10 protein-coding genes are annotated in these 14,364 nt (G+C 59.3%); 8 read left to right on the top strand and 2 right to left on the bottom strand.

Annotation, left to right across the window (positions count from 1 at the left end; genetic code table 11):
* The first annotated feature begins 161 nt into the window (after positions 1 to 161).
* The 4 genes from AU182_RS07010 to AU182_RS07025 all read left to right on the top strand — a co-directional run bounded on the left by AU182_RS07010 (position 162) and on the right by AU182_RS07025 (position 4,310).
* Entirely contained in the window at positions 162 to 2,093 is a 1,932-nt protein-coding gene (locus AU182_RS07010) for a M2 family metallopeptidase (RefSeq protein ID WP_193754305.1), read from the top strand.
* 271 nt (positions 2,094 to 2,364) lie between these two features.
* The gene (locus AU182_RS07015; protein WP_066962900.1) at positions 2,365 to 2,835 is read left to right on the top strand and encodes a Dps family protein; all 471 of its coding nucleotides are present in this window, start codon (positions 2,365 to 2,367) and stop codon (positions 2,833 to 2,835) included.
* Positions 2,836 to 3,031: 196 nt separating this feature from the next.
* Entirely contained in the window at positions 3,032 to 3,367 is a 336-nt protein-coding gene (locus AU182_RS07020; protein WP_227718158.1) for a PadR family transcriptional regulator, read from the top strand.
* Positions 3,351 to 4,310 (top strand): hypothetical protein, encoded by a 960-nt coding sequence (locus tag AU182_RS07025; RefSeq protein WP_066962906.1) that lies wholly within the window; start codon positions 3,351 to 3,353, stop codon positions 4,308 to 4,310. Before AU182_RS07020 ends, AU182_RS07025 begins: the two co-directional genes overlap by 17 nt.
* Here AU182_RS07025 and AU182_RS07030 read toward each other — a convergent pair.
* Positions 4,293 to 5,192, bottom strand: a complete 900-nt coding sequence (locus AU182_RS07030; RefSeq protein WP_066962909.1) for a LysR family transcriptional regulator — start codon at positions 5,190 to 5,192, stop codon at positions 4,293 to 4,295. The genes AU182_RS07025 and AU182_RS07030 overlap by 18 nt on opposite strands.
* A gap of 193 nt (positions 5,193 to 5,385) precedes the next feature.
* Here AU182_RS07030 and AU182_RS07035 point away from each other — a divergent pair, with 193 nt between their 5' ends.
* Positions 5,386 to 7,359 carry an acetoacetate--CoA ligase gene (locus AU182_RS07035; protein WP_066967646.1) on the top strand — a complete coding sequence of 658 codons (1,974 nt, stop codon included), beginning with the start codon at positions 5,386 to 5,388 and terminating at the stop codon, positions 7,357 to 7,359.
* A gap of 251 nt (positions 7,360 to 7,610) precedes the next feature.
* On the opposite strand, the gene AU182_RS16735 is transcribed toward AU182_RS07035, so the two are convergent.
* The gene (locus AU182_RS16735; protein ID WP_227718159.1) at positions 7,611 to 7,901 is read right to left on the bottom strand and encodes a DUF3149 domain-containing protein; all 291 of its coding nucleotides are present in this window, start codon (positions 7,899 to 7,901) and stop codon (positions 7,611 to 7,613) included.
* A 112-nt stretch (positions 7,902 to 8,013) separates the two neighbouring features.
* Between AU182_RS16735 and AU182_RS07045 the strand changes: the two genes are divergently transcribed.
* The 3 genes from AU182_RS07045 to AU182_RS07055 all read left to right on the top strand — a co-directional run bounded on the left by AU182_RS07045 (position 8,014) and on the right by AU182_RS07055 (position 14,321).
* Entirely contained in the window at positions 8,014 to 8,394 is a 381-nt protein-coding gene (locus AU182_RS07045) for a hypothetical protein (RefSeq protein ID WP_066962912.1), read from the top strand.
* A 189-nt stretch (positions 8,395 to 8,583) separates the two neighbouring features.
* A complete protein-coding gene (locus tag AU182_RS07050) occupies positions 8,584 to 10,353 on the top strand; it encodes an autotransporter assembly complex family protein (protein WP_227718160.1) in 1,770 nt (589 codons plus the stop codon).
* Between the two features lie 2 nt (positions 10,354 to 10,355).
* Positions 10,356 to 14,321: a translocation/assembly module TamB domain-containing protein gene (locus AU182_RS07055; protein WP_066962918.1), complete on the top strand. Its 3,966-nt coding sequence runs from the start codon at positions 10,356 to 10,358 to the stop codon at positions 14,319 to 14,321.
* Positions 14,322 to 14,364: the final 43 nt, after the last annotated feature.

Genomic DNA, 14,364 nt, shown 5'->3' on the forward strand with positions numbered 1-14,364 from the left:
CCGTAGAAGGAATTTTGTGCCGATGTGGTGCGCGCACACTCGCCACCGTCCCGGTGGGGGTGGGGCCTGTGCTATAAAACCGCGACAGTTTTTAGGATGCCCACCCCGGTGCCCCGGGGGGAATGCCACGAATAACTTCCAATAATGACCAGAGGACGCCGATGAAAAAGCTTGCGTTGGTAATCGCCGCTGCCACCTTCACCCTTGCGGGGTGTGATCGAGAATCCACCGGAGGACAGCCCCCCGCTGCCGCCAATCCCCCCTCAAACCTGACCTACGCCGCCGATACCACCGACGCTGGTACCGTGGCGAAGGCGTCGCAAAGCGGCGATCAATTGAATGCTGAGGGTGCCAAGGCATTCCTGGACGACGCGCAGCAGCGCTTGGCCAAAATGGCTGAAGAAGCGAGCCATGCCAGCTGGCTGGCGTCCACCTATATCAATCTCGACTCGCAGTTTGTCGAGGCACTGGCGATGGAGCGCTATACATCCCTTGCGGTGGAGCTAGCACAGGAAGCCGCCAAGTTCGACAGCGTCGATCTGGATCCCGAAACCCGCCGCATGCTCACCATGCTCAAGCAGGGCCTGGTTTTCCCTGCTCCCAACGATCCCAAGCTGACCGCTGAGCTGGCGCAGATCGGCTCAAAGATGCAGGGCATGTACGGGGCCGGAAAATATTGCCCGGATGAAAAGGCGGGTGGGGATCAGTCTGGTGAAGCGGGGGACAAGTGTTACACCCTCACGGAAATGGGCCAGATGATGGCCAATAGCCGGGATCCCAAGCTGCTGAAGGATCTGTGGGTTGGCTGGCGCAAGGTGTCGCCACCGATGAAGCCGCTGTACGAGCGCCAGGTGGAAATTGGCAATGCCGGCGCCAAGGAACTGGGCTACGACAACCTGAGTGTGATGTGGCGCTCCAAATACGATATGCCCGCGGATGCCTTTGCGGCGGATATGGACAACCAGTGGAACAAGGTAAAACCCTTGTACGAGGCATTGCACTGCCATGTGCGTGCAAAGCTGAACGAACACTATGGCGATGATGTGGTGCCGGCCAGTGGAAAAATCCCGGCGCATTTGCTCGGCAATATGTGGGCACAGGAATGGGGTAACGTCTACGACGTCGTCAAAGACGATGACATGCAGGCGCCGTACGACCTGACTCAGCTGGTGGTGGATTCCGGCATGAGTGAAAAAGACATGGTGAAAGTGGGTGAGAAGTTCTTCACTTCACTCGGTTTCAAGCCATTGCCGGAAACCTTCTGGGCGCGCTCGCAGTTTGTGCAGCCGCGGGATCGCGATGTGGTGTGCCACGCAAGTGCCTGGAACCTGGATGGTAAGGACGATATCCGCATCAAGATGTGCATCAATAAGACCGGTGAAGACCTGATCACCGTGCACCATGAGCTTGGGCACAACTTCTACCAGCGTATCTACAATGAGCAGCCGTTCCTGTACAAGGAAGGCGCCAACGATGGTTTCCACGAGGCGGTGGGGGACACCATTGCGCTGTCCATTACACCCAAGTACCTGAAAGAAATCGGATTGATGGATGAAATCCCCGGCGCCGACAAAGACATCGGCTACCTGATGCAACAGGCACTGGACAAGATCGCGTTCCTGCCGTTTGGTCTGCTGGTGGACAAGTGGCGTTGGCAGGTATTCAACGGCGAAGTGCAGCCCGGTGATTACAACAAGGCCTGGTGGAAACTACGGGAAGACTATCAGGGTATCCAGGCACCGGTAGAGCGCAGTGAGGCGAATTTCGATCCGGGTGCCAAATATCATATTCCGGGCAATACCCCTTACGCGCGATACTTCCTCGCGCGTATCCAGCAGTTCCAGTTCCACCGTGCCTTGTGTGAGGCCGCCGGGGAGACCGGGCCGCTGCATCGCTGTTCCATCTTCAAAAATAAAGCTGCCGGCGAAAAGCTGCGCAACATGCTGGCCATGGGCGCCAGCAAACCGTGGCCGGATGCGATGGAAGCGCTCACCGGGCAGCGGGAACTGGATGCCTCCGCGATTGTGGATTATTTCCAGCCGCTGATGGGTTACCTCAAGGAACAAAACGCGGATCGCCAGTGCGGCTGGTGATTGTTCGCCCGATTGCCTGACGCTATTGGCTACATATTTACAGTCAATGGCGTTGGGGGTTTGAAACGCGTTTTGTGACCATAGTATTAGGATTGAGCTGAAGTAATTTGGAGCGGCTGGTTTTATCTGCAGTTTCGCTCGAACGGCTTCGCAGGGCCTGGTAGGCCGGATTCAAGCCGGTTTCAGGCTGCAGGAAACGGCAGTGTTTGCTGCCTAATCCACATTCAGGCCCTGACATGGATTGAACTCAAACCAGAAAAAGAGGTTGCTAATGAGCAATATTGATATCGGGATTGGTGAGAAAGATCGTGAAAAGGTCGCGGAGGGTTTGAAACGTCTGTTGGCGGATTCATACACCCTGTATCTGCAGACCCACAACTTCCACTGGAATGTGACCGGTCGCCTTTTCCGTGAGTTGCACCTGATGTTCGAGGAGCACTACACCGAACTGGCAACCGCCGTAGACGATATTGCAGAGCGCATTCGCACCCTGGACGTAGTGGCACCGGGAACCTATAAGGCGTTTGCAGAGCTGAGCTCGGTGAAGGAAGTGGAAGATGTACCCGCTGCCGAAGAGATGGTGCGGATCCTGACCCAGGGTCACGAGCAGGTAGTGAAGACCTGTCGCGACGTATTGAAGGCGGCGCAGGACGCAGATGACGAATCCACTGCAGCACTGGTGGGCGACCGTATGCGTGTGCATGAGAAGACCGCTTGGATGTTGCGGGCCACCGCCCAGTAATCTGACCGCTCCCCTTCCGAAAAACCGGCCCCTGGCCGGTTTTTTTGTGCCTGCGATTTTTTCCTTTTACGTCAATCCACGGTCGTATTTACTACTTGCACTTTATTACTGTGTAGTGCACAGTATTTACTGTGTGGCACACAGTATGGGCTTAAACGGGATGACAGAAGCACCGGAAAGACTTCAGCGAATGGTGATGGAAGTACGCCGAGGGGCTCTCACGTTGGCGGTATTGCTTGCGCTGGCAGAGCCGCACTATGGCTACTCCCTGCGCAAAAAGCTGGCCCGGCAAGGGTTGGAGATCGACGAGGGCACCCTCTACCCACTGCTGCGCCGGCTGGAAGAGCAGGGCCTGCTGTCCAGCTATTGGCAGCAGGAAGAGGGGCGCAAGCGGCGTTTTTACCAGATCGATAGCAGTGGCGAGATCGCGCTGGCAGCAATGCGCAGGGAGTGGCAAAGCCTCAACCTGGTGATCGGCCAGCTTGCGGAAAAGATTCAATACGGAGACGGAATCAATGGCGAAAGAGACTGATTGGTTGCAGCGCTACGTGGACAATGTGCGCACCCATTTACCGGTGCGGCTGCGCGAGGATGTGGGCAACGAGCTGCTGTCTGATCTGCAGGATCAGTGCGATGACTTGCAAGAATCCCTGGCGCGGACACCCACTGAGCAGGATATTCTCGACCTGCTAAAACAGAAGGGCCACCCCATGTCGGTGGCGGCCGCCTATCAGCCGCGCCGCGCACTGGTCAGTGAGCCGCTGTTTCCCCTGTACCTGCAGGTTCTGAAGTGGACATTTCTGGTGATTGCGGTGGTATCGGCGGTCGATGTGGTCGGTTCCCTGTATTTTGCTGAAAATCCGGACCTGCTTTCTGCCGCACTCGGCTGGTTTAGCGGTCTTTACGAAAGCGGTGTGCATTCTTTTGCTGCGGTGACTCTGGTGTTTTATCTCATCGGGGAGGGGTTGAGTAATCGTCAGGTATTTGGCAACTGGAATCCCCGCTCGATGCCGAACGTGGTCGACAGCGGTCGGCGTATCAAGCGCTTCGACTCCTCGGTGGAATTTGTCGTGACCCTGTTGGCCATGGCGTGGCTAAACGATCTCTGGTTGCTGCCGGGTACCGGCGGGCACACCGCGCTGGCGCTATCACCGGAACTGGTGTCGCTGCTGCCGTGGATCAATATCGCACTCGGCGCCAGCGTACTGATGTCGCTCCACAAACTGTTCTCCCCTTTCTGGACACGATCGCGCCTGCTGATTGATGGGGCGCTGAATATGTATTGGCTGACGTTACTGGCTTTTCTGTTGGGCCTGCAGGCGCCGTTTTCCATCGAGTGGCCAAGTGGTGAATTTTGGCAGCCGAGTCAGGGAGGTTGGCAGGTGGCCATCGGTGTTGTGGTCGCCATTACCGCGTGGGATCTGTTTGAAAATATTCGCCGGCTAGTGCGCGCGCCATCAGGCGTGCGCGTCTAACACGAGGGTAAGAAACGTCTGGGCCGGCGCCGACAGGGCGCCGGCTTCCCGCGCGAGAATTCCCACTGCGTGGGTCACCACAGGCTCCGCCAATGGTTTGCACACCAGTCCATAGTCACGCATTTGTTCCGCACACAAGTTGGGAACCGCGCTGACCCCCAGGCCACTCTGGACCAGCCGGCCGATGGTGCTGAGCTGGCTTGCCTCACATAGTAGCCTCGGGGAGGCTTCCCCGGAGGTCGCGTTTTGGGCAAACGCGGCGTCGGTCCAGCGGCGCACCGCCGAACCCCGGTTCATGGCAACAAACTGCTCCTGCGCCAGATCCTGCCAGCGCACCACTTTATTGCACTGTAACTTGTGGCCCTCGGGCAGCACTGCCACAAACCGGTCGTCCCCGATGGGGGTGAAGCGCAGGTTGCCCAGATCGTCCGGGCAAAAACTGAACCCGAGTTCCGCACGTCCCTCCTGAACCGCTTTCACTACCCCCTCCATCACGATGTCTTCCAGCACGATATTGATATCCGGGTGTTGCTGGTGAAACTGCTTGAGCAGCCCCGGCAACTGGTTCAGGGCAAAGGCGGGGATGGCGGCGATGGACAGTTGCCCCTGTTGCAGGCGAAAGCGCTGTTGCACCGCATCGAGGGTGTTGTCCCAGTTGTGCAGCAGTTGCTGGGCGCGCTCCACAAAGGCGGAGCCCTCCGGTGTCAGCACCAGTTGCCTGCCGTCGCGGCTGAACAGGGCACCCCCCAGGGACTCTTCCAGACTGCGAATGGCGATGGAGATGGCCGGTTGAGAAACGTGCAGCTGTGCGCTCGCCTCCGCCAGACTGCGGGTTCTGGCCACCGTCACAAAGGCGCGCAGCTGTTTGATGGTGGTGTTCATGTAGGGATTCTACGCCGCTCGGGCCCTCATTTTTAGTTAAGAAAATCTTATAATTTGTTAATAAGTTTAAATTAGTCTTAAGTGTTAGACCAAGGCATGATTGTTCAAATGGCGAGACGGCCAATAATGGTCAACCATGCACAACACCGCTGAAGCAAAAAACGCTGTATAAAAAATGAGAGAGCCCGCCGAAATGAGCAATCCCGTAGCACCCCTCTGGCAACCCACGCCCGAAGCCGTAGCCGCCACCCAGATGGATCAGTTCCGTCGCCGGGTGAACGACCACCATCAGCAGGCGCTCCCCGACTACGGGGCCCTGTACCAGTGGTCTGTGGATAACCGCGAATCCTTCTGGGGTGAGCTTTGGGACTTCGGCGAGGTCGTGGCCAGTGCGCGTGGAGAGCGTGTATTGGGTAAAGACACCATGCCCGGTGCCGAGTGGTTTCCCGACGCGCGCTTGAACTTTGCGGAAAACCTGCTGCGATTCCGCGACGATCGCGTGGCCCTGATCGAGCGTCTGGAAAATGGCGGGCGCCGTCAGCTGACCTACGCACAGCTGTTCGAGAAGGTCGAGCGCCTCGCCGCTGCGCTGGTCAGTGTGGGGGTAGGCAAGGGCGATCGGGTTGCGGGATTTATGCCCAATATCATCGATACGGTGGTGGCCATGTTGGCCACCACCAGCCTCGGGGCCATCTGGACGTCCTGTTCACCGGATTTCGGAATCAACGGGGTGCTGGACCGCTTCGGTCAGGTAGAGCCGAAAGTGCTGTTTGCCTGTGAAGGGTATTACTACAACGGCAAAACCATCGATTCTCTGCCGCGCCTGGCCCAGATCGTCGAGCAGATCGAGTCGATTCAGCAGCTGGTGGTGGTGCCCGTGGCGCGCGACGCGTCGCAGACCGCTGACGCCATTGGCGGCCTGGACCGCGCCACTACCCTGGATGCCTTTACCGAAACGGCACCGGCGCGCCCGTTGAGCTTTGAGCAGACTGCGTTCAATCATCCGCTCTATATCATGTACTCCTCCGGCACCACCGGCGTGCCCAAGTGCATCGTCCACGGTGTCGGCGGCACACTGCTGCAGCACATCAAAGAGCACCGTCTGCACACGGATATTTCCCGTGATGACACGCTGTTTTACTTCACCACTTGTGGCTGGATGATGTGGAACTGGCTGGTAAGTGGCCTCGCGTGTGGGGCCACCCTGGTGTTGTACGACGGCTCGCCGTTTTACCCCGCTGCCCAGTGCCTGTGGGATATGGCCGATGAAGAAAATATCAGTGTCTTCGGAACCAGTGCCAAATACATTGCCGCGCTGGAAAAGGCGGACTGCAAGCCCCGCGAAAGTCATCGACTGGAGCACCTGAGGGCGGTACTTTCCACCGGTTCGCCGCTTGCCCACGAGGGATTCCGCTATGTGTACCGGGATATCAAGGCCGACGTCTGCCTGTCGTCCATTTCCGGCGGCACCGACATTGTGTCCTGTTTTGCGTTAGGCAACCCGGCGCTGCCGGTGTACCCGGGCGAGCTGCAGTGCCGTGGCCTGGGCATGGCGGTGGAAGTCTGGAACGACGACGGCAAGCCAGTGCTGGAAGACAAGGGCGAGCTGGTGTGCGCACGTTCCTTCCCCTGCATGCCGATCGGTTTCTGGAACGATCCGGATGGCAGCAAGTACCACGGCGCCTACTTCGATAACTGGCCGGGTGTGTGGGCGCACGGGGACTATGCAGAAATTACCGAGCATGGTGGGGTGATCATTTACGGTCGCTCCGATGCGGTTCTTAATCCCGGCGGAGTGCGTATCGGCACCGCGGAAATCTATCGGCAGGTGGAAAAGGTAGAGGAGGTGCTCGACAGTATCTGCATCGGCCAGGAGTGGCGCGATGACGTGCGGGTTGTGCTGTTCGTGGTGCTGCGCGAAGGCCTGACGTTGGACGACGAGCTGACCCAGAAGATCCGCACCACCATTCGCGCCAATACCACCCCCCGCCACGTGCCGGCGAAGGTGATTCAGGTGGCGGATATTCCCCGTACCATTAGTGGAAAAATCGTGGAGCTGGCGGTGCGCAATGTGGTGCATGGCAAGCCGGTGAAAAACCAGGAAGCACTGGCCAATCCACAGGCGCTGAAGCTGTTTGAAAATCTAGCAGCGCTGTCTGGCGAATAACGGGCGGGCAAGTCATAGGCCGGGGCTGGCAGCAGCTCGCGGCCTGGTGTTTTCTGACCTGTTATTTCCTGATCTGCCGTATTCTGAAACGGCAAAAAGACCGGGTGCAGGTATAACCAGCCCCGGCCAACAGTTGGGGTAAGTGTCCCGGCGGACTCATCTCCGCGCAGCGCGTGCCGACGCGAGGCAGCCGCGTTGGCGCTGAACCGCCAGTCAATGCGCGGCTGGAGACCGCCTGAAATTTCTGAGAATCAGGCGGCTTTCATGTCTTGCATTTGCTGGCCGGCTTGCGTCTCGGCCAGCTGTTCCTGCTCTTCATTCATCTTGTGCAGTGCCATCCGGGTGAAAAACCCGCCCATCACGCACACAAAAGCGATAATTCCCAGGCTCAGAAGGCCAGAAAAACTGGTGAAAAGGTCGATCATTGCGTCCATGATTGCCTCCAGGGTCAATTGGGGCCGGGCTTCTGAACTCGCCAACGGCTTGTCTTTAATTGGTTCCAGTGTAAAGTTGCGCCAATTGGCCAGCTTGATGCAGATCAAGGCTGCCAGCGAATCTTCGCCCGTCTTGCGCTAAGCTGTTGGTAGCTGATGGCAGTGACCAAAAAACGCCGATAATTCTGTCTATAAACCAATAAATTCACGGAAGATCAGTATGATTACCTACCTGTATTGGGCCGCCGTTATCGCCCTGGTCGTACTCGCCCTGTTTGCCGGCAGCCGTCTGGGCAGCCTGGGAAAAGGGGCGATTGTCGGTGCGATCATCTTTCTGGCCGGTTGGCTCGCCTACTACTTTCATTTCGAACAGGTTTTCGTCAAACGCTTCGGCGGTGTGATGCGCATCAACGTGCCCGAAGGGCAGCGGCACCTGGGTGCTACCTGGAAGGAAGACAACCTGTGGGTGGAGAACTACAACCCCAAAACCAACGAGTGCATCTTCAGCGAGTATTCGAAGGGTAACCTGCTGGAAGGGCGGGTCATCATTCGCAATTGCAACCCGCTGATGGAGCGCATGGGCTCGGCGCCGACGCGCTGAGCTGAACCACCACCGGTCACCTGGATCCAGGCCCGCGCCTCGCGGATGTAAAGAGCGGTAAAGTTTTGCTGTAGCGGGCAACTTTTGCCGGTGTTCGACGTCGCAGTGTAGGTAGTTGGCAAACGGAATTTTGTCTTGCGCGCATCTTGTTTCGCTTCCCGAGCTTCAGTTTTTTCTTTCGCAGCCTGTGTGCTGTTCGCATCGTTGTTTCTGCTGTGGCCACAGCAGGGCCTGGCGTTGCCGTTTTTCGACAGCCTGCCGAAATTCAAGGTTCGGGTTGCCGAAAACCGCGAGTTGCAGGAGTGGCTGAAAGACCAGCTGAACGAGCAGCGTAAATCCAGCAGTGTGCTCAAATCCTACGAAGAGGCGCTGGATGTGGCGCGCTACGAGCGCGGTACGCTGGAAAAATTATTGCGCTCCCGGGGCTATTACGATGGTCGCGTGCGCCAGTCCGTCAGCGACGGGGAGATTCTTTACCGCGTGGTGCCCGGGCGGATATACCGCGTCAGCAGCCTCAGTGTGCGTATGCCGCCGAACCTGAAGTCGGGTTTTCCCGGCGTGGGGATAGGGGTTGGTGATCCTCTGGAGGCGGAGAAGGTTACCGAGGGCGTCCAGCAAATCGAGACCTACCTGGCCGAAAATGCCTGCCTGCTGAACGTGGATGTGAGTTATCAGGCCACGGTGGTTCACAGCGAACACGCTGCGCGGCTGGAATATCGCGTGGCCGAAAGCCCGGAAGTGCGTATCGGGCAGATTCATGTTGCAGGCATCACCACCATTGACGAAGCGTTCCTGCGCAAGCGGTTGAAGCTGGACGAGGGCGCCTGTTTTTCCCGTCGCAAGATGGATGCGGCAAAGTTGCGACTGCTGCGCACCAACCTGGTCGCCGGGGTGAACACCGAGGTGTCCGAACCGGATGCGGGTATCGTGGATATCACTTTTCTGGTGATTGAACGCAAGCATCGCACGGTGAGGTTGGGGGTGGGCTACACCTCCGATGAGGGGGCGGGCGTTTCGGCCGGGTGGGAGCATCGGAATATTCTGGGGCGCGGCGAAAAAATCGAGGTGGAAACCCGGGTCAATGAGGTCAAGCAGTCGCTCAAGGGCCAGTTGCTGGTGCCGCGCTTTTTTCGCGATGACCAGGAGTTCTCCGCCACTGCGGAGGCCTCCAATGAAGACCGGGACTCCTATCAGGCTGAATCCATTACCCTCGGCGGCACCATTTCCCGGCGACATACCAAGCACCGCACCTTCAGTGTGGGCAGCGAGCTCAAATTCAGCCGGGTACAGGAAGAGGGGGAAGAGAGCGAGAATTACAACCTGTTGTCCTTCCCGCTTGGCCTGAAGATTGATACCACCGATAACCTGCTCGATGCCCGCCGCGGTGCCACAGTGGCGCTGGAGATCAAACCCTACCTTGACCTGAGAGGCAGCGGCACACGCTTTGTCAAAAACACACTGGTGGCTACCGGTTACCTGACCGGGGAGGAAATCCGCTTTGACCCTACGCTGGCTGTGCGCATCAAGGCGGGGGTAATCAGCGGTATCGACAATCTGGACATTCCTGCAGACGAACGTTTCTACGCCGGCGGCGGTGGCTCGGTACGTGGATACAGTTATCAGGCGCTCGGGCCCAGGCGTTTGATTCCCTCGCCGGTGGCCGGGGAACCCCCCGAGCTGTCGGACCCGATTGGTGGCCGCGCCCTCAGTGAAATCTCTCTGGAAGGACGTTTTCGTTTCACCGAGTCCTGGGGGGGCGTGCTGTTTGTGGATGGCGGTAATGCCTACGCCGACCCCCAGCCAAATTTCAGTGATCTCTATTGGGGCGCCGGCCTGGGGGTGCGCTACATGACGTCGTTTGCACCCTTGCGCTTTGATATCGCCTTCCCGCTGGATCGCAGGGATGGCCTCGGCGACAGCAATTACCAGATCTACGTCAGTCTCGGGCAGGCGTTCTGAGCATGGTTACTGAGTCCAAGAGCAGATCGGACAAATTACGGTTGCGTGCGCCGCGGCTGGTGGTGATGGTCACCACGCTGGTTATGCCGCTGTTGATGGCCCTGTTTCTGGTGGGTTCGGAAACCGGTCGTGAGGCACTAACCCGCGGTGGCCTGGCCATCGCTCGCTACTATTTGCCGGATCTTGAAATCAACGCCGAAGGACTGCGCAGCGAAGCGCTGGGCAGCTGGTACTTTGACCGGCTGCAGGTGCGCTGCCAAGAGCGCCCGATGGTGGACGCCCAGCAGCTAACCCTGCAGGTCGATATCTCCCGATTGTTGCGCAATCAGATCCACATCCCCCGCCTCAGCGCGCGTTCATTGCTCTTCGACAACACTTTGCTCGGGGAATACCTGCAGGCCCATGTTAGCGAAGAAGACGTGGAGGAAACGGTCGAGGAAGTGGACCGGCTTGCGGTGCCCGCCATCTGGCTGGAGCGCCTTGCGGTGGAGAAGTTGACCATTATCGACGGCGCGCTGCAGGGCCTCCCGGTGGTCTCGGTGACCGGCCAGGGCAGTTACCAGTGGCCCGATCGCGCCTCGGCGCTGGCCTTGGACGTGGCTGAAATACAGGGCCAAAAAATGCATCTGAACGTCGAGGGAGAGATGCAAAGCGAAACGGTGTACGCACTATCGTTTTCCGCTGATGAGCAGGCCGGTGGCTTTCTGGGGCAAAAACTACAACTGCCTGAGGGGGAGTCGCTCGATGCCGACGGACGTTTGCTGTTGACCCTTGTCGGAGATGACCGACTGAAAGTGACGATCGAGCGTTTTTCATTGCCGCTGCTGCATCACCGCTTCGGCCTGGCCGGCAACGCCGATGTGGTTCTCTCGCCTTGGTCCGTCACCACGGACGATCTCGAACTGACTGTGGATGATACTCGGCACAGTGTGCGCGGTGTGGTGGATGGTGACGCCATGGACCTGAAGGTGCGCTTCAACCGCCTGCCCCTGGCCATTTCGCAGCCTTGGCAGGATTACCTGCAGGGCGGCTGGCTCTCTGCAGACCTTACGGTGCGCGGCCCGCTCAAGCTGCCCAGCGCCGACGGCACACTCGAGCTGAGATCCCGCTATCAGCAGCAACCGGTGCACCTGACCGGCACCGTGGAGACCGTTGACGATGTGATCCAGCTGCGCGCCGCGAAACTGAAATTCGCCGCGGCTGAGGTGGCGGTTCGCGGCAAGGTGGACATCGGCACTCAATCACTGGATCTCCAGGGCGGGGTAAAGCAATTACCCATTGCGGATATTCGTCGCATTCTGGCGTCGCTGAACGAGACCCGGGATGTGGAAATTCCGGCGGATTTGGACGGCACGATCGAGCGCCTGCAGGTGACCGCGGTTGGCCCGTGGAACAACCCGCAACTTAGCGTGGATCTGGCCAGTGAGTTGCGCATTAAAAACCTGCAGGCCGATGTGCAGGGGCGCGCGGCGGGGAACCTGAAAAAATTTGCCGTCCGCGACTTGCTGGTGGAGGGCGACGGCTTGCGGGTGGGCGGCAGTGGCGAAGTCAATCTGCAAGGGAAGACCCTGCAGTTTCAACTGGATGTAGCCGCGCGCGGGCTGCAGCCGGCGGAACGCTTCGGGTTACCGGTAGATCCGGGCACAGAAGTGGACCTGGACGCGGTGGTATCGGTGTCGGGCCCGTTCGACAATCCGAAAATGTCCGCGCGCCTGTCTTCGGACGGGCAGTACCGGGAATACCGCTATCGCCTGCGCGGCGGGGCCGCCGGGAATGCGGAGCAGTTGACCTTCGACCGCCTGCGTCTCGACCTCTACACCGGGGGAGCGGCACCAGTGGTTGAGAATGGCGGCCAGTCGCTGGTACCGGACCCGGTGACGGAGCCGGGTGACGACTATCCGCTGCAGCAATCCCGCGAGCGGGTCAGTGGCACTGCCGCCCTCGCGGCGGACTCGGCGCAGGCGCGCCAGCGGGGCAATGCCTGGCTCGAACTGAATGGCGTGCTGGAACCGAAAGCACAGCGGGCCAGGGGCAGTGTGGCCGGGCGCAATATACCCCTCGGGCTGGCCCGTCTGGCGGGCGTGGATCTGCCCTCGTCGCTGCGCGGTGAGCTGAGCATCGACGGCCAGTTCTCCGGGCCGTTTAACGCACCGGAGGCGACCGCCAATATCCTGGGGTTGGGCGAGTACCTCGGCGAACCCTGGCAGGTGCAGGGGGATGTGAGTTACGGCAAGGCTGAAGTGATGCTGTCGGAAGTGAAGCTGCTGTGGGCCGGTCGTAACCAGCTTACCGCCGATGGCAGCCTGAGTGCGCAGGCGCTGGATCTGGAGGTGCGCGCTCAGGCGGTACTGATGGATTTTGAGGAATGGATCAGCGCTGATATTGCCGACAGCGGCGAACTGTCACTTTTTGCCACCGCCAAGGGCACCCCGAAAGATCCGGATCTAACCGGCGAGCTGAAAATCTCCGGGCGCGCGCCTGCGCTGAGGGATGATGCCCTGGTGCAGGCGCCACTCGCCCTGCTGCTGGAATGGCAGACCCGTTCGGGCAACCTGGAAGTAACGCTGGACGCGCGCCACGGTAGCCGCAAGGCGGCCGATGCGGAGGCGACCCTGGCGATTGCGCCCATTCTCGAGCAGTGGTTCCGCGACACCCCCGCTGGCGAGTCGCCGCCCCTGCCGGTGGATTTTAGCGCAAGTGGGCAGGCGGACCTGGCGGCGCTGGGGGCATTTTTTGATCCCGAAATCCACACCATGCGCGGACAGCTCGACTTCAGCTTCAGCGCCGACGGCACCAGTGTGTCGCCCAACGCTCGGGGCAACATCAACCTGCAGGATGGCTACTACGAGCACCGCCCGAGCAACACCCGTCTGCGCCGTATCGTCTTCATTGCGGAAATGGACCCCGACACCTGGCGTATCGTGGAAGCGAGCGCACGGGATGCCGACCGCGGCCGGGTGGACCTGCAGGGCGCGGCACGTTTCAGTGGCGATGCACCGCCCGCGCTCAATTTTTCCCTCAACGCACGCAATGCCCACCTGCTCAATATGCCGGGCGCCAAGGGGGCATTCAGCGGCGAACTGCGCCTCACTGGTACCACCGAAGATGCGCTGCTGGCGGGTACCCTCAACCTGCGGCCGCTGGCGGTACAGGTGGAACATTTTATCGGCAGCAGTGTGCCGGAAATCGACGTGATCGAAGTGGAAGTCTATGGCGGCGAAAGTGCCCAGCGCTCTGCATTGATGGAGAACATCGCACTGGCACTGGAAGTGGTACTGGATCAGCAGTCCTATGTGCGCGGCCTGGGCCTCGATTCGGAACTCAAGGGCAAGGTGGATATCGCGGGTACGGCCGCGGACCCGCAGGCGTCCGGGACCCTGACCATTGTGCGCGGCAAGTTTGACCTGCTCGGCAAGAAGTTCGAACTGCAGGAAGGCCAGGTGCAGTTTGAAAACAATGTGGCCGCCATCTATGTCAAAGGGGTGTATTCCTACCCGGAGGGAGAAATTACCGCGGTCATCTCTGGTACCACTGATGACCCAAAAATCGAGTTCAGTTCCAGTCCGGCGGCTGCTCAGGATGAAATTTTCGCCCAGCTGCTGTTCGGCAAGTCGCTGACGGATATTTCGCCGCTGCAGGCGGTACGTCTGGTGGGGGTGGTGCGCAGCCTGCAGACGGGCACCGCCGGTTTTGACCCGCTTGCCAGTACCCGGGACCTGGTGGGGTTGGACACGCTGGACTTCGAGTCCGAGGCCACAGACGACGGCGATCAGTACTCCCTCAGTCTGGGCAAGTACATCACCAGCCGTATTTATCTTGAGCTCCAGCGCAGTACCGACCCGCTGAACCCCTGGCAGGCCGAAATGCAAATCGAACTGCGCAGAAATTTACGCCTGGACATCAAATCTGCCGACAACGAGGAAAGCGGCGGCGGAAGTGTGGAACTGCAGTGGAAGAAGGATTACTAAACAACTATAAAAATTGAACTGAATTAAAAGCGATGGAAAAAAA

The organism is Microbulbifer sp. Q7 (genome assembly GCF_001639145.1).
GTDB lineage: Bacteria > Pseudomonadota > Gammaproteobacteria > Pseudomonadales > Cellvibrionaceae > Microbulbifer.

What these genes read in the sequence shown, in the direction of transcription:
- AU182_RS07010 (WP_193754305.1), top strand. Translation starts at nt 162, where the DNA reads ATGAAAAAGCTTGCGTTGGTAATCGCCGCTGCCACCTTCACCCTTGCG.
- AU182_RS07015 (WP_066962900.1), top strand. Translation starts at nt 2,365, where the DNA reads ATGAGCAATATTGATATCGGGATTGGTGAGAAAGATCGTGAAAAGGTC.
- AU182_RS07020 (WP_227718158.1), top strand. Translation starts at nt 3,032, where the DNA reads ATGGAAGTACGCCGAGGGGCTCTCACGTTGGCGGTATTGCTTGCGCTG.
- AU182_RS07025 (WP_066962906.1), top strand. Translation starts at nt 3,351, where the DNA reads ATGGCGAAAGAGACTGATTGGTTGCAGCGCTACGTGGACAATGTGCGC.
- AU182_RS07030 (WP_066962909.1), bottom strand. Translation starts at nt 5,192, where the DNA reads ATGAACACCACCATCAAACAGCTGCGCGCCTTTGTGACGGTGGCCAGA.
- AU182_RS07035 (WP_066967646.1), top strand. Translation starts at nt 5,386, where the DNA reads ATGAGCAATCCCGTAGCACCCCTCTGGCAACCCACGCCCGAAGCCGTA.
- AU182_RS07045 (WP_066962912.1), top strand. Translation starts at nt 8,014, where the DNA reads ATGATTACCTACCTGTATTGGGCCGCCGTTATCGCCCTGGTCGTACTC.
- AU182_RS07055 (WP_066962918.1), top strand. Translation starts at nt 10,356, where the DNA reads ATGGTTACTGAGTCCAAGAGCAGATCGGACAAATTACGGTTGCGTGCG.